The organism is Blastococcus sp. Marseille-P5729 (genome assembly GCF_900292035.1).
Lineage (GTDB): Bacteria > Actinomycetota > Actinomycetes > Mycobacteriales > Antricoccaceae > Cumulibacter.
The window spans coordinates 306264-328849 of sequence record NZ_OMPO01000002.1; the positions used below are offsets into that span (position 1 = coordinate 306264).

The 22586-nt window shown below is 70.3% G+C and carries 18 protein-coding genes; 11 read left to right on the forward strand and 7 right to left on the reverse strand.

Annotated features, from left to right (window positions below):
• Positions 1-258: 258 nt before the first annotated feature.
• From DAA40_RS10015 to fdhD, 7 genes are all read left to right on the forward strand, one after another.
• Positions 259-2385 (forward strand): sigma-70 family RNA polymerase sigma factor, encoded by a 2127-nt coding sequence (locus DAA40_RS10015; RefSeq protein ID WP_106849589.1) that lies wholly within the window; start codon positions 259-261, stop codon positions 2383-2385.
• A 57-nt stretch (positions 2386-2442) separates the two neighbouring features.
• Positions 2443-3141 (forward strand): hypothetical protein, encoded by a 699-nt coding sequence (locus DAA40_RS10020; protein WP_106849590.1) that lies wholly within the window; start codon positions 2443-2445, stop codon positions 3139-3141.
• Complete coding sequence (locus DAA40_RS10025) at positions 3138-4724, forward strand: DNA polymerase Y family protein (RefSeq protein ID WP_106849591.1); 1587 nt, start codon at positions 3138-3140, stop codon at positions 4722-4724. The genes DAA40_RS10020 and DAA40_RS10025 overlap by 4 nt, the downstream gene beginning before the upstream one ends.
• A 51-nt stretch (positions 4725-4775) precedes the next feature.
• Positions 4776-8309 carry an error-prone DNA polymerase gene (locus tag DAA40_RS10030; RefSeq protein ID WP_106849592.1) on the forward strand — a complete coding sequence of 1178 codons (3534 nt, stop codon included), beginning with the start codon at positions 4776-4778 and terminating at the stop codon, positions 8307-8309.
• Between the two features lie 58 nt (positions 8310-8367).
• Positions 8368-9573 carry a triacylglycerol lipase gene (locus tag DAA40_RS10035; protein ID WP_106849593.1) on the forward strand — a complete coding sequence of 402 codons (1206 nt, stop codon included), beginning with the start codon at positions 8368-8370 and terminating at the stop codon, positions 9571-9573.
• 29 nt (positions 9574-9602) lie between these two features.
• Entirely contained in the window at positions 9603-10094 is a 492-nt protein-coding gene (locus tag DAA40_RS10040; RefSeq protein ID WP_106849594.1) for a MaoC/PaaZ C-terminal domain-containing protein, read from the forward strand.
• A 100-nt stretch (positions 10095-10194) separates the two neighbouring features.
• The gene (gene fdhD / locus DAA40_RS10045; RefSeq protein WP_106849595.1) at positions 10195-11037 is read left to right on the forward strand and encodes a formate dehydrogenase accessory sulfurtransferase FdhD; all 843 of its coding nucleotides are present in this window, start codon (positions 10195-10197) and stop codon (positions 11035-11037) included.
• A gap of 180 nt (positions 11038-11217) precedes the next feature.
• On the opposite strand, the gene DAA40_RS10050 is transcribed toward fdhD, so the two are convergent.
• The 7 genes from DAA40_RS10050 to DAA40_RS10080 form a co-directional block, all read right to left on the reverse strand.
• Positions 11218-14181 (reverse strand): AAA family ATPase, encoded by a 2964-nt coding sequence (locus tag DAA40_RS10050; protein WP_106849596.1) that lies wholly within the window; start codon positions 14179-14181, stop codon positions 11218-11220.
• Positions 14178-15371, reverse strand: coding sequence for an exonuclease SbcCD subunit D (locus DAA40_RS10055; protein WP_106849597.1), 1194 nt, complete (start codon positions 15369-15371; stop codon positions 14178-14180). The genes DAA40_RS10050 and DAA40_RS10055 overlap by 4 nt, the downstream gene beginning before the upstream one ends.
• A gap of 105 nt (positions 15372-15476) precedes the next feature.
• Positions 15477-16244 carry a PH domain-containing protein gene (locus DAA40_RS10060; protein WP_106849598.1) on the reverse strand — a complete coding sequence of 256 codons (768 nt, stop codon included), beginning with the start codon at positions 16242-16244 and terminating at the stop codon, positions 15477-15479.
• A 129-nt stretch (positions 16245-16373) separates the two neighbouring features.
• Positions 16374-17147, reverse strand: a complete 774-nt coding sequence (locus DAA40_RS10065; RefSeq protein WP_158716361.1) for a biotin--[acetyl-CoA-carboxylase] ligase — start codon at positions 17145-17147, stop codon at positions 16374-16376.
• Between the two features lie 85 nt (positions 17148-17232).
• Positions 17233-17844, reverse strand: coding sequence for an energy-coupling factor transporter transmembrane protein EcfT (locus DAA40_RS10070; RefSeq protein WP_106849600.1), 612 nt, complete (start codon positions 17842-17844; stop codon positions 17233-17235).
• A complete protein-coding gene (locus DAA40_RS10075; protein WP_106849601.1) occupies positions 17841-18545 on the reverse strand; it encodes an energy-coupling factor ABC transporter ATP-binding protein in 705 nt (234 codons plus the stop codon). Before DAA40_RS10075 ends, DAA40_RS10070 begins: the two co-directional genes overlap by 4 nt.
• The gene (locus tag DAA40_RS10080; protein WP_106849602.1) at positions 18542-19195 is read right to left on the reverse strand and encodes a biotin transporter BioY; all 654 of its coding nucleotides are present in this window, start codon (positions 19193-19195) and stop codon (positions 18542-18544) included. The genes DAA40_RS10075 and DAA40_RS10080 overlap by 4 nt, the downstream gene beginning before the upstream one ends.
• Before the next feature lie 122 nt (positions 19196-19317).
• Between DAA40_RS10080 and DAA40_RS10085 the strand changes: the two genes are divergently transcribed.
• From DAA40_RS10085 to DAA40_RS10100, 4 genes are all read left to right on the forward strand, one after another.
• The gene (locus DAA40_RS10085) at positions 19318-19875 is read left to right on the forward strand and encodes a TetR/AcrR family transcriptional regulator C-terminal domain-containing protein (protein ID WP_106849603.1); all 558 of its coding nucleotides are present in this window, start codon (positions 19318-19320) and stop codon (positions 19873-19875) included.
• A gap of 186 nt (positions 19876-20061) precedes the next feature.
• Positions 20062-21672, forward strand: a complete 1611-nt coding sequence (locus tag DAA40_RS10090) for an acyl-CoA carboxylase subunit beta (protein WP_106849604.1) — start codon at positions 20062-20064, stop codon at positions 21670-21672.
• Positions 21669-21953, forward strand: coding sequence for an acyl-CoA carboxylase subunit epsilon (locus DAA40_RS10095; protein ID WP_106849605.1), 285 nt, complete (start codon positions 21669-21671; stop codon positions 21951-21953). Before DAA40_RS10090 ends, DAA40_RS10095 begins: the two co-directional genes overlap by 4 nt.
• On the forward strand, positions 21950-22567 hold the full coding sequence (locus tag DAA40_RS10100; RefSeq protein WP_106849606.1) for a nucleoside triphosphate pyrophosphatase: 618 nt from the start codon (positions 21950-21952) through the stop codon (positions 22565-22567). Before DAA40_RS10095 ends, DAA40_RS10100 begins: the two co-directional genes overlap by 4 nt.
• Positions 22568-22586: the final 19 nt, after the last annotated feature.

Here is a 22586-nt window from a genome sequence, read left to right on the forward strand (position 1 = left end):
GTCCGCGGCCCGTGGGACTGGCCGTGCTCGGCACGTGAGGAAGGCGGCATCGTTCCCGGCATCCTCCTGTCGACCGAGCCGGTCCATGGCTGCCTCATGAACCCAGCGTGAACATATCCAACTTAGCCCCGGGATGAGGCCAAAATCGCGTGAATGCGGCATGTGAAAATGTCGTTCATCGCGTTATCAACCCGTAGTATCTACACGTCCTGATCCCGCACGGCACGTCTATGGTGCCCCGGCTGGAGCCCATCCCGCATGTCTTTCACGCAGAGCCCCGCCGCCGGTCAGGCGGCGGACGCCGAGCACATCACCGCCGTCCGCAGTGGTGACACCTCGGCGTACGCGGTGCTCTACGAACGGCACCGGGCAGCGGCCTATCACCTGGCCCGCCAGCTGGTCGCCTCGCCGAGCGAGGCTGACGATCTCGTCTCGGATGCGTTCGTCAAGGTCTTCCAGACCCTGCTCTCCGGCGGCGGGCCGGATTCTGCATTCCGCGCGTACCTGCTGACCAGCGTGCGCAACACCTTCTACGACGACGTACGCCGCGGCAAGAAGGTCACCTACACCGACGACATGGAGGCGCACGACGATGGCGCCCCGCATGTCGACCCGGCCATCGCCCAGCTCGACAGCTCGCTCGCGGCGCGCGCCTTCGCCCGGCTGCCCGAACGCTGGCAGACCGTGCTGTGGCATACGGAGATCGATGGGGAGTCACCCGCGCAGGTCGCGCCCGTCCTCGGCATGACCGCCAACGCCACCGCTGCGCTCGCCTACCGCGCCCGAGAGGGCCTGCGGCAGGCATTCCTGCAGGAGCATGTCGCGGACGTCGGCGACTCCGCCTGCAAGCTCACCAGCGACCGTCTGGGTGCCTGGGCCCGCGGCGGGCTGTCCAGGCGCGAGCAGGCCCAGGTCGATCGTCACCTCGACGAATGCGACCGGTGCGCCGCCGTCGCCGCCGAGATCACCGACCTGGGCACCGGTCTGCGGGGCATCGTCGCCGTCCTGGCGATCGGCAGTGTGCCACTGACCGCTGCCTACCTCGCCGGCGGCACCACCGCGAAGATCGGCGCTCTCGCCTGGGCTGGCGTCGGCACCCCGGTGGCGGGATTCGCCCAGCTCAGTCCTCTCCTCTCGACCTCCTCTGCCCCCGTGGCAGCCGCCGCAGCACCTGCTGCAACCACTACCACCACCTCAACCACAGGAGCATTCGTGCCAGAAAGCACCTCAGCCGCCGAGGAATCGGCCGGCGCAGCAGGATCCGGCGGGGCCGCCACCGCCAGCAACTCGAAGGGGCTGCTCGCCGCCATCGCCGGCACCGCCGCCGTCGCCGCGATCGCCACCGCGGTGATCGTGGGATCGAGCTACGACGATCCCAATCCCAGCGCGACCGACGCCGGGCTCTCGCCGTCCACCTCATCCAGCGGGGCCGCTCCGTCCATGCAGCCGCAGAGTCCCGTTCCGTCGACCACGCCGTCCACCGAGGCGCCGCCCTCGGACTCGTCTTTCAACGACTCGCCCTCGACCTACGGGAGTGACGACATCGCTGATCTGCCGGCGATCCCGCCGGTCATCGGCGAGGTCATCCCCGGCTTGGACTCGACCATCCCCGCCCTGCAGAGCGAGACACCGGCACCGGCACCCGCGCCGACCGAGAACCCCGCCCCGGCGCCTGCCCCGACCCAGAACCCCTGGCCCCACGCAGGAGCCCACCCAGACGCCGAATCCCGGTGGCCCGGCGATGACGAGCCCACTGCGACCTCAACGTCGTCGAACCCGGCCCGACCACCACGACTCCGGCCTGACTACGACTCCCCTCCTCCGCCGCCGCCGAGCCCCACCCCAGCTGACCCGACCACCACTCCCGAATCGCCGATCACGGCCACTGTGGTCGGGACGACTGTCACGTCCGTGCCGTTCACGATCATCAATGGCGGCGCGAATGGCGACCCGACCTATCAGAAGACGGTCCTGACGATTCAGCCGTTCGGCACTCCCACTACGCCGGCTGCCGGTACCGAGAACACGACGTGCTCGGTCTACATCAACGAATCGCCGACCCCCTACAAGGACGGCAATCAGGCCTGCGGCGATCAGGCTCTCGAAATCCAGCTGGGTGACATCTCCCCGGGCCCTACCGGCGTCATCGTAAAGGTGGTCGTGAACATCAACTCTGACCTCAGCGGCGCCATCGATTTCATCCCGCTGTCCTTCGAATACGGAGGAGCCCAGCCGGCCCAGATCAAGATCGGCAACCAGCTCGGCGTCGAGCCTCCAGCACCGACACCGCCTGGCCAGGGTGGTGGACCAAACCCCGGCACCGCTCCTCAGGCCGGAGGGAACCCCGGAACTGGGCAGGACGGCCAGGGCCAGAACACCCCATAGTCATCCCCTGATCGAGAACCACTTGCCATATTCGAACATCTGTTCGAATATGGATGGGTGACAGCAACATCTCTCGCGACGGCGCTCGCTGACCTCCCGGTCAGCCGGGCGTCGTCGCTGCTGTCCGAGGCCCCTCCGCTACTGGCCGGCGCCGAGGTCGAGGCCGGTCACCACCCCGTCACCGAGGGGCTGCGAGGGCTGCTGGGCACGGGGCTGCGCCGCGGGGCGAGCTATCTGGTCGAGGGATCCACCTCCTTGTGCCTGGCGATGGCCGCCGGCGTCAGCCAGGAGGGCGGATGGTGCGCAGCAGTGGGCATGCCGCGGCTAGGCATGCAGGCGGCAGCCGGCCTCGGCATCGACCTCCAGCGGTTCGCCGTCGTCCCCGATCCGGGCAGCCACTGGCTGGAGGTCGTCGCGACACTGGCCGACGCCGTCGAGGTGATCCTGCTGGCGCCCGAGGCACCGGTGCGCGATGCGGACCTGCGTCGGCTGGCGGCCAGGCTGCGCCAGCACGGCAGCACCCTGATCGTGCACGGACGGCGATGGAGCGGCATCGAGGCGCGGTTCACCGTCACCGACAGCCATTGGGCGGGCGCTCACACCGACGGCCGCGGCTATCTCAGCGCCCGGCACGCGCTCGTGACCCTCAGCGGCAAGGGCGCGCCGGTCACCGAGCGGCTCTGGCTGCCTGGCCCCGACGGCGGCGTCCGGCCGGTCGACGAGTCACCCGAGCGGGTCCTGCGAGCGGTGCGATGAGCACGCTCACGCTGTTCGACGACTCCTCCCTGGAGCGCACCCCGCCCCGGGTACTGGTGATGTGGTACCCGGACTGGCCGGTGATCTCCGCCTTCCCCGGCGCCGATGCCGACGACGCGCTGGTCGTCATCGAGAAGGGAGCGGTGCTCGCCTGCTCGGCAGCCGCTCGGGCGGGCGGCGTACGCCGGGGCATGCGCCGCCGCGAGGCGCAGTCCCGGGTGCCGTCGCTGTCGTGGGTGGAGCACAACCCGGACGACGATGCCCGCGCCTTCGAACCGCTGCTGCGTGCCATCGAGCACATCTCCCCCGGTGTCGAGCCGATCAGGCCGGGCATGTGCGCGACCGGGGCGCGAGGTCCGGCCGGCTACTTCGGCGGGGAGGAGCAGCTGATCGACGTCCTCGGCGAGTATCTCGAGAGCCTGGGCTTTCCCGAGGCCCGCTTCGGGATCGCCGACGGGCCGTTCGCAGCGATCCAGGCAGCTCGCGCGGACGTCGTCGTCCCGCCAGGTGGCTCGGCGAGCTTCCTCTCCGAGCTGCCGGTCGACCGCCTCGATCTCCCCGGCCTGGCCGATCTGCTACGCCGCACGGGGATCCGCACACTGGCCCAGTTCGCCTCCCTGCCTGCGAACCAGGTGTCAGCGCGGTTCGGCGCCGAGGGAGCGCACGCCCACCGTCTCGCCACCGGGCTCGAGCAGCGGCGGCTGGCGGTGCGCACGCCCCCGCCCGAGCTGTCGGTGCTCATCGACCTCGATCCCCCGCTCGATCGCGTTGACGTCGTCGCGTTCACCATGCGTCAGCATGCCGACCGATTCGTCGCCCAGCTGGCCCGTCACGACCTGGTGTGCACCGCCCTCGAGGTGCGGCTGACCGATGAGCGGGATGCCGCATCCCAGCGGGTCTGGCGGCATCCCCGCTGGTTCACCGCAGCCGATGTCGTCGACCGCGTCCGGTGGCAGGTGCAGGCGGCCAGCCCCGCGAACGGCGCAGCCAAGCTCGGCATCGACGGCGGCGGGGTGTTGCTGGGTGCGCTGAGCACCATCGAGCTGGTCCCCCGTGAGCTGGACCGGGTTGGTGAGCATCCCGACCAGCTCTACGATCGGGGTCGCGACGACGAGAAGGTGCACCGTGCCTTCACCCGGGTGCAGAGCATGCTCGACCACACCGCGATCCTCACCCCGACCCGCAGTGGTGGCCGCTCTCCCCGCGAGTTCTGCACCCTCACCCCCTGGGGTGAAAGCCCCGCGCCCCGTCGCGATCCGCTCGCCCCCTGGCCCGGACGGCTCCCCGACCCGGCGCCGTCCCAGCTGCTCTCTCCACCCGAGTCGGTGATCGTGCACGGTGATACCGGCGTCCTCACCGTAGACGACCGTGGCTTTCTCAGCGAGAAACCTACAGGTATTCGTTACCGGGACGGACGCCGCGAGAAGGTCACCGCGTGGGCCGGGCCCTGGCACAGCGACGAGCGCTGGTGGGACCTCGCCGCTGGCCGTGAGCTCGCCCGCATCCAAGCAGTGACCGCGAAGTGCGCCTACCTGCTGGTCCACTCGTCTACCGGATGGTGGCTGGAAGGCATCTATGACTAGACACCCACATCCCCACCCTTCGCTTTCGGAGCTCATGGTGGGGGGTCACTGATGGGGTGGAATAACCCGCCGGTCTCGTGGTCGGAGCTGGAGCGGCGACTGTCGTCCACCGTCCACGCCGACGGCCTTCCCGTTCCGGACGGCGGCGACTCCCCTGCCTGGAGCAGACATCGACCGAGCTACCAGGCACCCGACGAAGGACCCCGCCGGCCGGACGGCCCGGTCGTGCCGTACGCCGAGCTGCACTGTCACTCGAACTTCTCCTTTCTCGACGGGGCAAGCCATCCCGAGGAGCTGGTCGAGGAGGCGGTGCGGCTCGGTCTGACCGGGTTGGCGATCACCGACCACGACGGCCTGCAGGGGGTCGTGCGGATGGCGGACGCCGCCCGCGAGTACGACCTCCCCACGGTGTTCGGCGCCGAGCTGTCGCTCGAGCTCACCGGTCCGCAGAACGGCGTCCCGGACCCAGAAGGCCCACACCTGCTCGTGCTGGCCCGCGGCACTGAGGGCTACCACCGGCTCGCCGGAGTGATCACCGACGCCCAGCTCGCCGGCGGCGAGAAGGGCAAGCCGGTGTACTCGCTGGAGGCGCTGGCCGATCGCGGCGAGGGCCACTGGGTGGTGCTGACCGGCTGCCGCAAGGGCCTGGTTCCACGGGCGTTGGCCGGCGTGCAGGGTGAGCTGCTCGGGACGGCCGGCTCCAGCAACCGCAGCGACCGGCTCTCTGCCGCGATGCGCGAGCTGGATCGGCTGCAGGCGCTGTTCGGGCGCGACAACGTCGTCGTCGAGCTCTCCACCCACGGCCATCCCCTCGATCACGAGCGCAACGACGTCCTGTGGGAGATCGCCAGATCCACTGGCACGCAAGCGATCGCGACCAACAACGTGCACTATGCGACGCCCGAGCGGCGACGCCTGGCGATGGCGGTGGCCGCTGTCCGTGCCCGCCGCAGCCTCGACGAGCTCGACGGATGGCTGCCGGTCACCGGCCAGGCACACCTGCGCTCCGGTGCCGAGATGCTGCGACTGCACGCGCCGTACGCCGGGGTCGTGCAGGGCGCCGCCGATCTCGCCGCGCAGCTGGCCTTCCCGCTACGCTCGGCCGCGCCCGAGCTGCCGCATCTCGACGTCCCCGACGGCTACGACCTGATGGGCTGGCTGCGGGAGCTGACCTGGCGCGGAGCGCGCGAGCACTACGGCAACCCCGAGAACCCCATCCACGCCGAGGCCTACCCGCGGCTGGAGAAGGAGCTGCAGGTCATCGAGGACAAGGACTTCCCGGGCTACTTCCTGATCGTGCATGACATCGTGCAGTTCGCCAGACGCAACGGGATCCTCTGCCAGGGTCGCGGCTCAGCGGCGAACTCGGCGGTCTGCTACGCGCTGGGCATCACCGCAGTCGACTCGGTGCGCTACGGGCTGCCGTTCGAGCGGTTCCTCTCCGAGACCCGCAACGAGGAGCCCGACATCGACGTCGACATCGACTCCGAGCGCCGCGAGGAGGTGATCCAGTATGTCTACGAGAAGTACGGGCGCCGCAACGCCGCACAGGTCGCCAACGTGATCACCTACCGGCCGCGGTCCGCCGTCCGCGACATGGCCAAGGCGCTCGGCTACAGCGTCGGCCAGCAGGATGCGTGGTCGAAACGGATCGACGGGTGGCATGCCGTGCGCGCCGACAACGCGGGCAGCGAGCCTGATGACCCGGGCCAAATCCCGGAGGATGTGCTCGAGCTGGCGAACGACCTGCTGAAGTTCCCGCGCCACCTGGGAATCCACTCCGGCGGCATGGTGCTGACCCGGCAACCGGTCGGCGAGGTATGCCCCATCGAGCACGCGCGCATGGAGAACCGCACCGTGCTGCAGTGGGACAAGGACGACTGTGCATCGATGCGGCTGGTGAAGTTTGACCTGCTGGGGCTCGGGATGCTCTCGGCGCTCAGCTACTGCATGGACCTCGTCGAGGCGCACCTCGGTGAGCGGTGGACGCTCGCGACTATGCCCAAGGAGGAGAAGGGGGTCTACGACCAGATCTGCCGGGCCGACACCGTCGGGCTGTTCCAGATCGAGAGCCGCGCCCAGATGGCAACCCTGCCTCGGCTGCGGCCGCGGACCTTCTACGACCTGGTGATCGAGGTGGCGCTGATCCGTCCCGGGCCGATCCAGGGCGGCGCCATCCACCCGTACATCCGGCGCCGTCGCGGGAGCGAGCCGGTCACCTACGAGCATCCGTCGCTCGAGCCGGTGCTGCGCAGAACCCTTGGTGTGCCGCTGTTCCAGGAGCAGCTGATGCAGATCGCGATGGCGGTAGGTGGATGCAGCGGAGCGGACGCCGACCTGCTGCGCCGCGCGATGGGCTCCAAGCGCGGCGTGGAGAAGATCGAGCGGCTCAAGCAGAAGCTGTACGACGGCATGGCGGCCAACGGTGTCACCGGCGCGCTGGCCGACTCGATCTACGACAAGATCGAGGCCTTCGCCAACTTCGGGTTCGCCGAGTCGCACTCGATCTCGTTCGCGTTGCTGGTCTATGCCAGCGCGTGGCTCCGGCTGCACTACCCCGGCGCCTTCCTGTGCTCGCTGCTGCAGGCGCAGCCGATGGGCTTCTACTCGCCGCAGAGCCTGGTCGCGGACGCCCGTCGGCACGGCGTCGAGGTACGACGTCCCGACATCCAGCTGTCCGATGTGCACGCCGGGCTCGAGCCGCTGGATCTCGACTGCGGCATCTGCCCGCCCCGCCGGGTGCGCGCCATGCCGACCGGGGATCCCCGCTGTGTGGAGGATCCCGAGCTCACCGAAGGTTCCATGACGTGGGAGCCAGTCGGCGACTTCGACAGCGATGCGCACCGCCGCGACGGCCGGTTCGCCGTACGGCTCGGCTTGTCGTCGGTGCGCGGCATCGGCACGGATCTCGCCCAGAGGATCGTCGACGCGCGCGGCGAGGGCCGTTTCGAGAGCATGGCCGACGTCGTACGCCGCACCGGGCTGACCACCGCCCAGACCGAGGCGCTGGCGACGTCGGGCGCGTTCGAGTGCTTCGACCTCGATCGGCGCCGCGCGCTGTGGGACGCCGGGCCGGCGTCCCAGGAGCACGCCGACCGGCTGCCGGGCTCGGGTTCTCCGCTGGAGGCTCCCGTGCTGCCCGAGATGACTCGCGGCGAGCTGAGCATGTCGGATCTGTGGGCCACCGGCATCACCCCTGACGATCATCCGATGACGCACCTGCGAACGGCGCTCGACGCGCGCGGCGTGGTGACCGCGGCCGGGCTCGCAGGAGTACCGAGCGGCACCCGGGTGCATGCCGCGGGCGTCGTGACCCACCGGCAACGGCCCGCGACGGCGTCCGGGGTGACTTTCATGAACCTCGAGGACGAGACCGGCATGGTCAACGTCGTCATCCCGGTACCGGTGTGGAACCGGCACCTGCGGGTGGCCCGCGAGTCGTCCGCGCTGGTGATTCGCGGGGTGGTGGAGAAGAACGACGGCGCGATCAACCTCGTGGCGGAGCGGCTCGATCGCTTGCAGATCAGCATCTCCAGCATGGCGCCGACCAGCGCTCTGCCGAGCATGTCCCGCGACTTCCGCTGACACAGAGCATCACCAGACGCCGCAACTCTCATACTGAAGGGGACGTCGGAGGTGACGAATGCGCGCTACGGATGCGGCCGGGATCGTCCGGCTGCTCGGTCTCGGGGCGCGTGGCGTACGGTCCGTCGTCGAACAGACCCATCTCGCGGTGCAGCAGACGGTCTATCGCGGCATCGCAACGGCCACCAGCACCCGTGCCGAACCGGTCGGCCGCGCCCACGACGGCTATGTGGCTGGAATCCACCGACTTGTTGACGCGGGTCTGCTGGGCGCCGAGCACCTCGCGCGCGCCATCGTCCTGCACCGCGTCGCCGGTGCTGACCCGCTCACCGACTCGAGCCGCGCTGCCGCCGTCGTGGCCGTCATCAACGGGTTGTACGGCGACCGCCTGCACGACCACGAGCACGCGCTCGCGCCTGGAATGACCCTGCGCGCCGGGCAGTCCGACGTCCCGCTTACTGACGAGGGGCTCGCGGCCGCCTATCCGGAAGCCTCCGGCCGGCTCGTCGTCTTCGTGCACGGGCTGATGGAGACCGAGACCTCGTGGAGCTTCCGCGCCACGAAACGCCACGGGCAGGCCGAAGCCAGCTACGCCTCCCTGCTCACGCGAGACACTGGGCGAACGTCGCTGCTGGTCCGCTACAACACCGGCCGGGCGATCGCCGACAACGGCCTCGCCCTCGGTGCGCTGCTGGAGTCCGTCGTACGGCACTGGCCGGTGCCGGTGCGCGACATCGCGCTCATCGGGCACTCGATGGGCGGGCTGGTCATGCACAGCGCACTCGCGCAGCGCGAATCGGACGCCGACTGCACCGACCTGGTCTCCACGACGGTCACCCTGGGCACGCCCTACCTCGGCGCTCCCCTGGAACGAGGCGCCGACGCGCTCGCCCGTCATGCGGCCAAGGTGCCCCCGGCGCGCTGGCTCGCGGAGCTGGTCACGGCACGCAGCGAGGGCATCAAGAACCTGGGCGACGGGCTCGGACCGCACTCGCAGCTGACGCAGGACGCCGGACACGCCCGCCGTCACTACCTCGTGTTCGCGACCGTCGTCCCGGGCGGTGCCGGCCGGCTGCGCGATATCACCGGTGACGTGATCGTCCCGACCGCCAGCGCCGCCGGCGGCTACCCGCTGCCCTTCGCGGACGACGAACGGGCCTGCGTGCTGCACCTGCCGGGGCACCACCACATGGACCTGCTGAACAGCCCGGTCCTCTACGAGCACCTGCTGGGCTGGCTCACCAACGACGTCCACCCTGAGTAGCCCGCGAGCGCGGCTGGCAGAGTGTGGGCATGAGCGAATCGGACCATCCCCTCACCGCCACCCTCGAAGAGCCGAGCATCTGGTTCGACGACATCGAGGTCGGCCAGGTATTCGAGCTGGGCTCGGTAGTCGCCGAGCACGACGAGGTGCTCGCCTTCGCCAAGCGCTACGACCCGCAGTGGTACCACGTCAACGAGCAGGCCGCGAAGCGCAGCCCGTGGGGCCAGATCATCGCCTCGGGCTGGTGGACCGGCTCGAGCATGATGCGGCTGTACGTCGACGGCTTTCTGTCGAAGATCGCCCCCGATGCCTCCCCCGGCATGGAGAACGTCCGCTGGCACAAGGCGGTCTACCTCGGCGACGAGCTGCGTGGCCGGATCACGATCGTCGACAAGAAGGACTCCTCGCGGGGCCCGCACCTGGGCACGCTCACGATCAGCTGGGAGGTGCTGCGCGGCGAGGACATCGTCATGAGCTTCGTCGGGCGCGGCTGGTTCCACAAGCGGACGCCGTCCGCCTGAACCAGACCTGCCGTGGGTTGGTCAGGGCGATGGCGCGCCCAGCCCTGACCAACCCACCGCAGAACGGGCAGCACGCCAGGAGCCACCATATGCTCGCAGGATGAGCAGGCTGACCACCCGGCGCCGGATCGAGCGCATCGACCTCGCGCGCGGCACCCGCGTGGCCAAGACCGACTCGCTCGCCGGCGAGGAGCCGCTCGAGATCAGGGTCGGCGGGCAGCCGCTGACCGTCACGATGCGTACGCCGGGGCACGACGTCGAGCTGGTGCACGGCTTCTTGCTGTCCGAGGGCGTGATCGGCAGCCGCGAGGACCTGATGACCGCGCGCTACTGCGACGGATCGGTGACCATCGAGGAGACCGGGGTCGCGGCCAACACCTACAACGTGCTGGACGTCGAGCTCACGACCGACGCTGCGCTGCGCGCCGCCCAGGCGGTTCGCAGCTTCGGCACCACCAGTTCCTGCGGAGTGTGCGGCTCCGCGAGCATCGACGACGTCGAACGGCAGAGCCACTTTCCCGTCGCCGCGGGAAAGCCGGTCGTCGACGCGCAGCTGGTCACGCGTCTACCGCACCTGCTGCGCGAGCAGCAGAAGGTGTTCGGCAAGACCGGTGGACTGCACGGTGCCGGGCTGTTCGACGTGGAGAGCAGCACGTTGCTGGTCCGCGAGGACGTCGGGCGGCACAATGCGGCCGACAAGGTGATCGGCGCCGCGGTGATGGAGGGCCGGCTGCCGCTGGCGACCGGCGTCCTCGTGCTCAGCGGCCGGGTCTCGTTCGAGCTGGTGCAGAAGGCGGCCATGGCGGGGATCGGGATGGCGGGGGCGGGGGCCGCCCCGTCCTCCCTCGCGGGCGCTCTCGGGGGCCGCCTGGGCATCACCGTCGCTGCGTTCGTCCGCGGCGAGTCGTTCAATCTCTACACCCCCCCGGACCGCGTGGTCTGAGGCCTCAGCTGGCCGGCTTGGGACGCAGCCCGTCGGCGTCGAGGGAACCACGACGGTGATCGTCACGCACGACCCGCTGGTCGCCGCGCGCCGCCGGTCGCTTCACTCCCCTCATCGATGACCTCAGAAGGACCAATCGGGCAGCCACCTTCGTCCGCGAACGGCTTTTGCAACGCACCACTAGTGCGGGAGGACGCGCGAGCCGCGGTCGGTGCGTTCGATGACCAGCTGCGTGGTGATGCGGGTGCGCATCTCCTCGACGTGGCTGATCACGCCGATGGTGCGGCCCACCTGGCGCAGGTCGTCGATCACCCGCATCGCCAGGTCGAGGGTGTCGGCATCGAGCGAGCCGAAGCCTTCGTCGATGAACAGCGAGTCCAGCGACATCGCACCGGTCTCGTTGGTCACCACCTCCGCGAGCCCCAGCGCGAGCGCGACGGAGGCGTAGAAGGTCTCGCCACCGGACAGCGAGTGCGGCGGCCTCGCCTTGCCGGTGTAGGCATCGAAGACCTCGAGCCCCAGCCCTCCGTGCCCCCGCGCCGTACGCCGCTCGTCGGTGTGCCGCAGCGTGTATCGACCCGACGACATCCGCATGAGGTGCTCGCTCGCTACCGCAGTCACCTGCTCGAGACGTGCCGCGAGGAAGTAGGAGGTCAAGTTCATCTTCTTCGTGTTGGGGCCCATGCCACGAATCAGCAGCGCCAGCGACTTCACCTCGGCGGCACGCGCGGCGGTCGCGAGCGCCGCAGCGAGGTCGGCGCGCGAGTCGCGAGCGAGCTGCTGCAGCCGGTCGGCCTTGCGCGTAGCGCTGGCGGCGTCGGACCGCGCCCCGTGCTCGTCGGCGCGGGCCTGCCGCAGGGTCTCCTGCAGGCCTTCGAGGTCCGGTCGCTCGGTGGGTAGGTCGCACAGCCGCGGATCGCTGAGCCGCGTCTGCGCGGCTACCTCATCACGTTCGAAGGCAGCAATCATCTCCGCCGCCTCGGTGAGGGTCTGCTTCGACAGCGAGGCAGCCACCGCTTCGGCCACCGATACGAATCCCGCCTCTTCGGCGGCCTCGTCGGCGGCGGCCGCCGCCTTCAGCAGGGCGGCGTCGGCGGCGGCGTGCGTCTCGATCGCCGCGGCGTACGCCTCGATGGTCTCGATGTCGGCCTCGATCTGCTCGGCGCGCTCCGCGACCGAGGCGTGCCCGTCGCGGGCCTTCTCGATGGCGGCGGACTGACGATCGATGTCGGTGCTGAGCTCGCGGACGGCGCCCGCCAGCTCGGTGCTGCGCTGCTCGGCCGCGTGCAGCTCGCCGGTGATCCGCTCGATGTCGGCGTCGACGGCCTCGAGCCGGCCGAGGGCGGCCGGGATCCGGTCTGCGGCGTCGGACGCCTCCTTGGCTCGCCCGCGGGCGGCCTTGAGCTCCTTCTTGATGGCGGCCGGGGGCCGCTCCCCGCAGACCGCGAGCTGTCCGCTCAGCATCGACTCGAGCTCACCGACGCTCTTGTCGGCCATCTCCTTCACCCGACGCGCGTCGTCGACGCGCTTCTCCGCCGCTTCGATCTCCTCCGGGGTCGGGGCGTCGCCCGCGCGGCGGGCTGGCTTGGGGTGGCTGATGCTGCCGCAGACCGCGCACTCGTGACCGTCGCGCAGCTCGCCGGCGAGCTCGGCGGCCATGCCGGAGATGCGGCGTTCGCGGAGATTCAGCTCGGCCTCTCGCGCGGCCGTCGCGTCGTCCGCACGCTCGGAGCGGTAGATGCGCGCCTCGACGAGTCTGGCCCTGGTCTGCTCGGCCGCCGACGACGCCGCGAGCGCCTCGGTCAGCCGTTGGACCGCAGCTGCGGCGTCCTCGCGTACGGCGGCCCGCTCACGAAGCTCCGTCAGCTCCTTCTCCGCGGCGAGCCGCTGGGCCGGCAGCTCGGCCAGCGTCTGACGCAGCGCCCTCACCGACTCGCCCGCCTCGCCGGCCTGCTCCTGCGCCGTTGCCACGAGCTCGCGCTGCGCGTCGATCCGCTGCTCGGCGCGCAGCGCGTCGTCCAGCGCCCCACGCTGGGTGCTCAGCGCGCGGGCCCGCGCGCGCACCTTGGCCAACGGTTTGCCGACCAGCGCCGGCTCGATCGCGGCGACCCGCTCCTGCGCGGCGGTGCGGCCCTCGTGGGCCTGGGCGAGCTCGGCGTCCCGGTCCGCGCGCTCACGCTCCAGCGGGACGACGACCGCGGCGGCAGCGGCGCGGTCGTACTTCTCACGCAACAGCCCGATGCCCTCCCGCTGGGCCTCGACGCGGTCGCGGAGGGTGACTGCCTCGCGGTACTCCTGCTGGCGCTTGACCAGGTCCTCGGCGTCCCGCACCCGGGCGGCCGCCTCCTCGTGCAGTCGGGTGGCGATCGACACCGCGGTCTCCGCCGCCGCGAGCCGATCGCGGTGCGTCCGCGCCAGAGTCTCGAACCACGTCCCGTCGACCTTCTCGGGCAGCTCGTCGTCGGGAATCTCCGCCACCGCCTGCGCCGTCGTGAGCAGGTTCTGGACCTTCGCCTCGGCTTCCGCCGCCCGGGCGGCCTCAGCGCGCTGGCGGTCGTCGAACCACTGCTCGACGTCGTGGAAGCGATGCGCGTTGAACAGTGAGGTCAGCAGCTTCTCGCGGACGTCGTCCGAGGCGTGCAAGAACTCGGCGAACTGTCCCTGCGGCAGCAGCACGACCTGGGTGAACTGATCGCAGTTCAGCCCGATCCGCTCTTGAAGCCAGTCGTTGGCGACGTTCTCCTTGCGCGCGCCCTCGACGCCGATCCAGCGCCCGTCGACCTGCTGCTCGACGGCGACCGAGGCACGCTCGACGGTGAATCCCTCGCCGCGGTGCTTGGGCCGCTCATAGGACGGCGAGCGGTGCACCCGCAGCCGCTGGTCGCCGATCGTCACCTCGAGCACGACTTCGGGCTTGGTGCGGGAGTCCGCGAAGTCGCTCTTCAGCCGGGACAGGTGGCCATCGCGGGTGCCGGGCAGCCGGCCGTACAGGGCGTAGGTGACCGCATCGAGGACCGTGGACTTGCCGGCGCCGGTCGGCCCGGTGAACAGGAACAGCCCGTCGGCGGCCAGGGCATCGAAGTCGATCGTCTCGGTGGCGACGTACGGCCCGATCGCCGTCATCGTGAGGGAGTGCAGTCTCATGCTCGTGCCTCCTGGGCCCGCAGTGCCTCGTATGCCTCGCGGATCAGCTCGCTCTCCAGCTCGCTCGCCTCGACCCCGCCGCGCATCTCGGCGATGAAGCCGGCGGTGAGCTCCTCGTCGCTCTTGCCCCGGACTCGCTCCGCGTAGCTCGCCGGCGCCTGCCCGGGGACGCTGTCGGGCCGCAGCTCCAGGCGCACGCAGTTGGCGAATCGCTCGCGCAGCCTCCGCATCGCCTCCAGCGGATAGACCGGGTCGGTGAGCACGGCGCTGATCCAGTGGTCGACGACCGCGTCGTACGCCGGATCGCTGAGCAGCTCATCGAGCCGGCCAGTGATGACGGACATGCCGCGCGGCACCGGGAGCTCGGCCCACGTGACCTGCTGGATGCCGGACTCGTCGAGGTCGATCAGCCACGCCCCTCGCGGGCCGTGGTCGCCGAAGGAGTAGGCCAGTGGAGAGCCGCTGTATCGGATGCGGTCGCTGAGTGTCTTGCGCGAGTGCAGGTGGCCGAGCGCGACGTAGGTCGGGCCTTCGAAGACCGCGGTGGGCGCGCATTCCACCCCGCCGCACGCGATCGAGCGCATCGAGTCGGTGATCTCTCCGGCGATGTCGGCGGCGCCCGGCATGACCGCGCCGCGGTCGCCGTCGACCGCGAAGCAGTGGGCGAGGACGACGGACCGCGCGCCGTCCCGCTCGGCCAGGTCGTCGCGGACCCGGTCCATCGCCGCGTCGAGGATCAGCTCGTGGCTGTGCAGCTCGTCGTCGCCGAAGTGGCCGCGGTCGATCTTCGGATCGAGGAACGGGATCCCGTAGAAGCACACCGGGCCGTGCTCGTCGGCGAGCTCGACCGGCCGGCCGATCTGGTCGACGGTCGTGATGACGTGCAGGCCGCCCGCGGCAGCCGCCCAGCCGCCGTAGCCCAGCCGCGACGCGCCGTCGTGGTTGCCGCTGATCATCACGATCTGCGCACCCGCCTCGCGGACCTGCCGCAGCTGATCGGACAGGAACGCGACCGCTTCGGCAGACGGGGCCGCCCGGTCGAAGACGTCGCCGGCGATGACGACGACGTCCACCTGCTCACGGCGCACCGTCTCGACGAGCGCGGCGAGCACCTCGCCGAGGAGGTCGAGCACCTCGGTCTCGTTGAATCGGCGTCCGACATGCCAGTCGGAGGTGTGCAGGATCCGCATGCCTTCAACGTAAACGGGAGCCCTGACAACTTCTCGGACCTGAGTCCGGCGAGCCGCGTCCGCCGGGGTGAGAAGGCCGACCCGGCCTGCTGACCGCGCCCGTGGCTACCGCAGCGGCGGGGTCTCCCAGTCGTCGGACGGGTAGGCGCGGGTGTCGCGCCGGTCGTCGTGGGCGCGAGTGTCGCACCGGTCGTCGTAGGCGCGGGTGTCTCGCCGGTCGTCGTAGGCGCGGGTGTCACGGCGGTCGTCGTACCCGCGGTCCCGGCGGTCGTCGTACCCGCCGTCGTACCCGCGGTCGGCGGGCGGCTGCTGGTGGTACTCGGCGTGCCGGCCGCCCATCTGCTCGTGGCCGAGGTGGGCGGACCGTCCGTAGCCGCCCCGGCGGGCCGCGTCGTCCTCGATCAGGTGGTTGAGCAGTTGCTGGATCTGGTTGCTGCGCGGGATGTTCGAGAACTCCTCGTCCTGGCTGTCGCCGGCCGTCTCGATCTGCAGGCTGCCCGAGCGCAGGATCCGATCGAGCAGCGACTGGCGGAACGAGACGTCGGTGATCTTCGACAGCGCGATGTCTTGCCCGGACTTGGCGAGGATGCCGCGCCGTACGACGACCCGGTTCGAGGTGATGACGTAGTGCGTGGTGCGCCAGCGCAGGAACGGCACGACGACGAAGCCGATGAACAACAGGACAGCGATCGCGATGATCACCCAGTCCACGATGTTCCAGGTGTCATCGACCGGGGTCATCGCGACGATCAGCCAGGTGGCCGCGATGATCAGCAGCCCGATCACGGCCGGGATCACCAGGGTCAGCCAGTGCGGGTGCAGGCTCCGGACGACCTTCTCGTCCTTGGCCAGGATGTTCTCGGGAAAGCGCATTCGTTCCTCCGCAGGCTGGTGGTCAGCACCAAATCTACGCGAATCGCCAGGTCGGGTAGGGCAGATCGGCGCTCAGCCAGCGCGTCAGCCGGAGGCGGGCTGCGTGGCGAGGCGATGCGGTCGGGTGGCTCAGCCAGTCGGGCGGACGTGGATGACGTCGCCGGCGCCGACGACCACCGGCCCGTCCGCCGTCCGGACGACGAGACGCCCCTCCTGATCGACATCCTCGGCGATCCCGAGGGCCGGCGGCGCTCCCCCTGGCAGCTCCACGCGCACGCGCTGGCCGAGGGTGCCGCACGCGGTTCGATAGTCCGCCAGCAGTCCCGTGCGGACGACGTCCCCGGCGGCGCCGTCCCACCGCCGGTAGCGGGCCGCGATCGCGTTCAGGACGGCGGCCAACAGTCGCTCCCGCGAGATGTCCCAATAGTCGCCGATGACCTCCGCGGTCTCCGGCAGGCGGTCGTGCGAGCGCACGTTGAGGCCGATCCCGACCACGGCGGCACCAGCCGCAGCCTGGGTGAGAATGCCCCCGCACTTGCCGCGGTCGGGGCCGAGCTGGACGTCGTTCGGCCACTTGAGGGCGGCGTCCACGGCGGCGGACTGCAGCGCGTCGTACACCCCCATGCCCGCCAGGATCGGGATCCAGCCCCAGTGTCGCACCGGTGCCTGCGGGCGCAGCAGGATCGAGAACATCACCGAGGTCCCCGGCGGCGCCTCCCAGCCACGGTCGAGGCGGCCGCGGCCGGCGGTCTGGAACTCCGCGGTCCGCACGAGTCCCTGCGGGGTGCCGCGAGCGGCCTCGGCGAGGACGTCGTCGTTCGTGGAGCCGGTCTCACCGACCGCCTGCAGCTCGCTCCAGAAGGGGTCGAGCTCGCGGCGTACGGCATCAGCATCGAAACTCACGCGCCCGACCCTATCGATCTGCGGGTCAGTGGAGCACGGTATGGGGCCGATAGCGTCCTCCACTGACCCGCAGGTCGGGTGCGGGTCAGTCGTCGCCGATGCCGCGAGCGTGCAGGGCCTCGCCGGTCGACCGGGCGTGCGCGACGACGCGGATCACCATCGGTCGCAGCACCGCCCGAGGATCACGTTGCAGCCCGCGGGCCTTCGCCGCGTCGCGTGACTCCTGCGCGAGCTGCAGGGTGGTCGGGATGCCGCGCAGCATCAGCGAGAACGCCAGCGCGACCTGCTCGGGCCGGACGCCGAAGCGCCGCAGCGGCTGCACGCCCCGGGTGACCGCATCGAGCACCTCGTCCACCGGGGTCGTCGACGTCATGACGGTCGCCAGCAGCGCGAGCGCGACCAGGTCACCCACGACAGCGACCGCGCGCTCCCAGCCCTGCTGCCAGGCCAGGTAACCGCCCAGGAAGGCCATGACCAGCAGCAGCATCCGGGTGCCGGCGAACAGCGTCCGCAGCCCCACCCGGGCGGACGCCGCGACGATCAGCGCAAGGAGCACACCGGCGACCGCCGTCCGCCAGCCGGGCAGGAACGCCAGCGTCAGGCCGCACGCGAACAGCCCCACCAGCTTCCCGCCGGCGGGCAGCCGGTGCATCCAGGAGGTGCCGGGGCGGTAGGCGCCGAGCAGCTGCACGCTCATCCGGGCTCCATGCAGGACTGCTCGTAGAACGCCACTGCCTCCGCCGCGGGCCCGTCGTAGCCGACCCGGCCCTCCTCGATCACGATGCCGCGCTCGCAGCGCCGCGCCAGCTCGAGGTCGTGCGTCACGATCACCACCTGCTGCGGCAGCGACAGCAGCAGGTCGCCGATCCTTCGCGCGTTGCGCAGGTCGAGCAGGGTGGTGGGCTCGTCAGCGACCAGCACGCTCGGGTCGGTGGCGAGGACGCCGGCCAGCGCGAGCAGCTGTCGCTGCCCGCCGGAGAGGCCGTGGATCGAGCGCTCCCCCAGCCCGCCGAGCCCGTACCGCTCCAGCACGGACTCCGCGACAGCCTGCCGCTGCTTGGCGCCGCGCACCGTACGTCGCAGCGATAGCGCGACGTCCTCGGCGGCCGTCGGCATCACCAGCTGGGCGGCGGGATCGGAGAAGACGAACCCCACCCTGCGCCGCACCTGCGCGCCGTCCTTCACGACGTCCAACCCGTCGACGGTGACGGTGCCGCCGGTGGGCTCGATCAGCCCGTTGAGCAGCCGGGCGAGGGTCGACTTTCCCGAGCCGTTGGCGCCGATCAAGGCAGTGGTCGGCTCGGTGATCCGCAGCGTGGTCGGGTGCAGGATCGTCAGCTCACCCTCGGCGAGGGTCGGGACCCGCACCGAGGCCCGGGTGAGCTCGATCCCGGTCACGAGATGCGGGCACCCGCCTGCGGCTGGACGTCGTCCTGCTCGTCGTCGATCTCCGGCTCCAGCGGTGACGGACGGCCGAGGAGATCGGGGAAGGCGCGGTGGACGGCGGTCGCGACCAGCGCCATCGCGACGTTCTTGATGACGTCGCCGATCCAGAACACCCGGTCCACGGCCCACGCCTCCGACCAGCTCAGGCCCGCGCGCAGCACCATGCCGCCCATGCCGAGGGTATGGATCAGCAGGATGCTGCTGAAGAGGCCGGCGAGGAAGATCAGGCCGACGCTCTGCAGCTTGTGCCGCGGGAGCTTGGAGACGATGAAACCGCACAGGGCGGCGGCGAACGGGAACGCGACGAGGTATCCGGCGCTGGGGCCGGCGAGGACGCCGACGCCGGCGGCGCCGCCGGAGAAGACCGGCAGGCCGGCAGCGCCCACCGCGATGTACAGCAGGTTCGCCAGGAACCCGCGGACCGGACCCAGCACCGCGCCGGCGAGCAGGACGGCGAAGGTCTGCAACGTGATCGGGACCGGGCCGGCGATCTGGATCGCCGGCAGGATCGCGCACACGGCGATCAGCGCGGCGAAGCCCGCGATCAACGCAATGTCGGTGGCAGTCGACCGGGAGCTTCCCCGGCGGGTGGTGCTGGTCATGGGTGCCCTGGCTTTCGGGTCGGGGTGACTGGGATACAGTGACCTGAACGATGTTCAGGTCAACCTGAACGGTGTTCAGGTTAAGGTTGAGTGAGCCCACGGTCAAATCGGACGGATGTGACATGCGATACCACCTGGCAGACGTCGTCGACCGCGCCCTGCGGGTGCTCGACGAGTACGGTCTCGCCGACGTCTCGATGCGGCGGCTCGCCGGGGAGCTCGGCGTCCAGCCCAGTGCGCTCTACCATCACGTCAGCAACAAGCAGCAGCTGCTCGCGCTCATGGTGGACGAGATCCTGCGGCGCGGGCGCCGTACGCCGGTGGACGACGAGTGGCCCGCCCGGTTGCTCGACAGCTGCACCACGCTGCGGGACTCGATGCTCGCCTACCGGGACGGCGCCGAACTGGTCGCGACCGTGCACGCCTACGGGCTGGGCAGCCACGACCCGGCCGACGATATCGCCGCGATCCTGCTCGACGCGGGCTTCGAGCCCGCGCTCGCCGTGACCGCCGCACGCACCCTGCTGCACGTGACCTTCGGCTACACCGGCGAGGAGCAGACCCACCTGCAGGCCGCGAGCGTGGGAGCCATCGACGGGGAGGGCACGCTGCCGGCGGGCAGCTTCGCGTCGTCCATCTCGCTGATCATCGACGGCCTGCGGGCCCACACCCCCGCCTGATACCTGCCGCTGCGGGCTTCGTACGCTGCGGGCGTCCGACGTCCGTGGAGTCATCAGGGCTAGTTGCGACCTAGCCCCGACCAACCCACCGCCGAACGGGCGACGTGACGCACTCAACGAGTCCTAACCCACCGCAGGTGGGATGACGTGAAGGTGAGCGGGTGGTGCCGCGTTAAAGTGCATGACGTGACCGATACCGCTAATGACGCACCTGAGATCGACCTGTCCACGACGGCGGGCAAGATCGCGGACCTCGAGCGCCGCAAGGCCGAGGTCGCCAACGCCGGTTCTGACCGCGCCGTGGAGAAACAGCACGCGCGCGGCAAGAAGACCGCCCGCGAGCGCATCGAGATGCTGCTCGACCCCGGAACGTTCATCGAGATGGACAAGTACGCCCGCCACCGCTCCACCGCCTTCGGCCAGGAGAAGAACCGGCCGTACGGCGACGGCGTGGTGACCGGCTACGGCACCATCGAGGGCCGTCAGGTCGCGATCTTCGCCCAGGACTTCACCGTCTTCGGCGGCTCGCTCGGCGAGGTGTTCGGCGAGAAGATCGTGAAGGTCATGGACTTCGCGATGAAGATCGGCTGCCCGGTCATCGGCCTGAACGACTCCGGTGGCGCCCGCATCCAGGAGGGCGTCGTCTCGCTCGGCCTGTACGGCGAGATCTTCCGCCGCAACGTGTGGGCCTCCGGCGTCATCCCGCAGATCTCGGTCATCATGGGCCCCTGCGCCGGCGGCGCCGTCTACTCCCCCGCGATCACCGACTTCACGGTCATGGTCGACCAGACCTCGCACATGTTCATCACCGGCCCGGACGTCATCAAGACCGTCACCGGTGAGGACGTCGGCTTCGAGGAGCTCGGCGGGGCCAAGACGCACAACACCAAGTCCGGTGTCGCGCACTACATGGGCACCGACGAGGAAGAGGCCATCGAGTACGTCAAGGCGCTGCTGTCCTATCTGCCCTCGAACAACCTCGACACGCCGCCGGAGTTCGAAGGCCACGGCGAGGACCTCACCGGTCGCGAAGAGGACCTCTGGCTCGACACCGCCATCCCAGACTCGCCAAACACGCCGTACGACATGAAGCAGATCATCGAGCACGTCGTGGACGACGGCGAGTACCTCGAGGTCCAGCCGATGTTCGCCCCCAACATCCTGTGCGGGTTCGCGCGCATCGACGGCCAGGCGGTCGGCGTGGTCGGCAACCAGCCGATGCAGTTCGCCGGGACCCTCGACATCGACGCCTCGGAGAAGGCCGCCCGGTTCGTGCGCACCTGCGATGCCTTCAACGTCCCGGTCGTGACCTTCGTCGACGTCCCCGGGTTCCTGCCCGGCACCAGCCAGGAGTGGAACGGCATCATTCGCCGCGGCGCCAAGCTGATCTACGCCTACGCCGAGGCCACCGTCCCCAAGGTCACCGTCATCACCCGCAAGGCGTACGGCGGCGCGTACGACGTCATGGGCTCCAAGCACCTGGGCGCCGACATCAACCTGTCGTGGCCGACCGGCCAGATCGCCGTCATGGGCGCGCAGGGCGCGGTCAACATCCTGCACCGCAACACCCTCAAGAAGGTCCAGGACGAAGGCGGCGACATCGAGGCCAAGCGCAAGGAGCTCATCGACGAGTACGACCAGCATCTGGCCAACCCGTACATCGCGGCCGAGCGCGGCTACATCGACACCGTCATCAACCCGCAGAACACCCGCATGAACATCACGCGGGCGCTGCGGGCGCTGAAGAACAAGCGCGAGACGCTGCCGCCGAAGAAGCACGGGAACATCCCGCTGTGACCGAGAACCAGCCGGCCGATCCCGACCACCCAGACGCCACCGCAGTCGCCGACCCCGCCGCCGAGCAGGCAGAGCAGCCCAAGCCGTTCTTCGTCGTCGAGTCCGGAAACCCCACCGCCGAGGAGATCGCGGCGCTCACCGTCGTCCTCGCGGCCGCCGCGAGCGGCGATGAGCAGCCGGCCCCCGCGCCCGTCAGTGGCTGGGCCAGCCCATCTCGGATGATGCGATCGATCGGCACCGCCGGGTTCGGTGGCTGGCGCGCGGAGTACCAACCCCGATGAGATTCGTGCTCGCCTCTCGCTCACCGGCGCGTCTGGCCACCCTCCAGGCCGCCGGCATCGAGCCCGAGGTGCTCGTCTCGGACGTCGACGAGGACTCATTGCTCGCGGGGATGCCCGACGCATCGCCGCAGCAGAAGGTCATCGCGCTGGCCGAGGCGAAGGCTCGCGAGGTGTCTGCCCAGATCGGGCCGGACGCCGGCGAGGCGGTCGTCATCGCCTGCGACTCGATGTTCGAGATGGACGGCGAGGTCCGCGGCAAGCCTGCCGACGCGCAGGACGCCGTCCGCCGGCTGCGGCAGATGCGCTCCAACCACGGCACGCTGCACACCGGCCACCACGTCATCGCCGGGGAGCGGTCGGCCAGCGCCGCGGCCAGCACCGAGGTGCACATCGGGCCGATGACCGACGAGGAGATCGCGGCGTACGTCGCGACCGGCGAGCCGCTGCACGTCGCCGGCTCGTTCACCATCGATGGTCTCGGTGGCTGGTTCATCGAGAAGCTCGAGGGCGATCACACCAACGTGGTCGGCATCAGTCTTCCGCTGGTCCGCCGGATGCTGCTCGATCTCGATATAGATATCACTCAATACTTCAACAAGCTGTCTTACGCATAGCACAAGGAAAGGGCACATC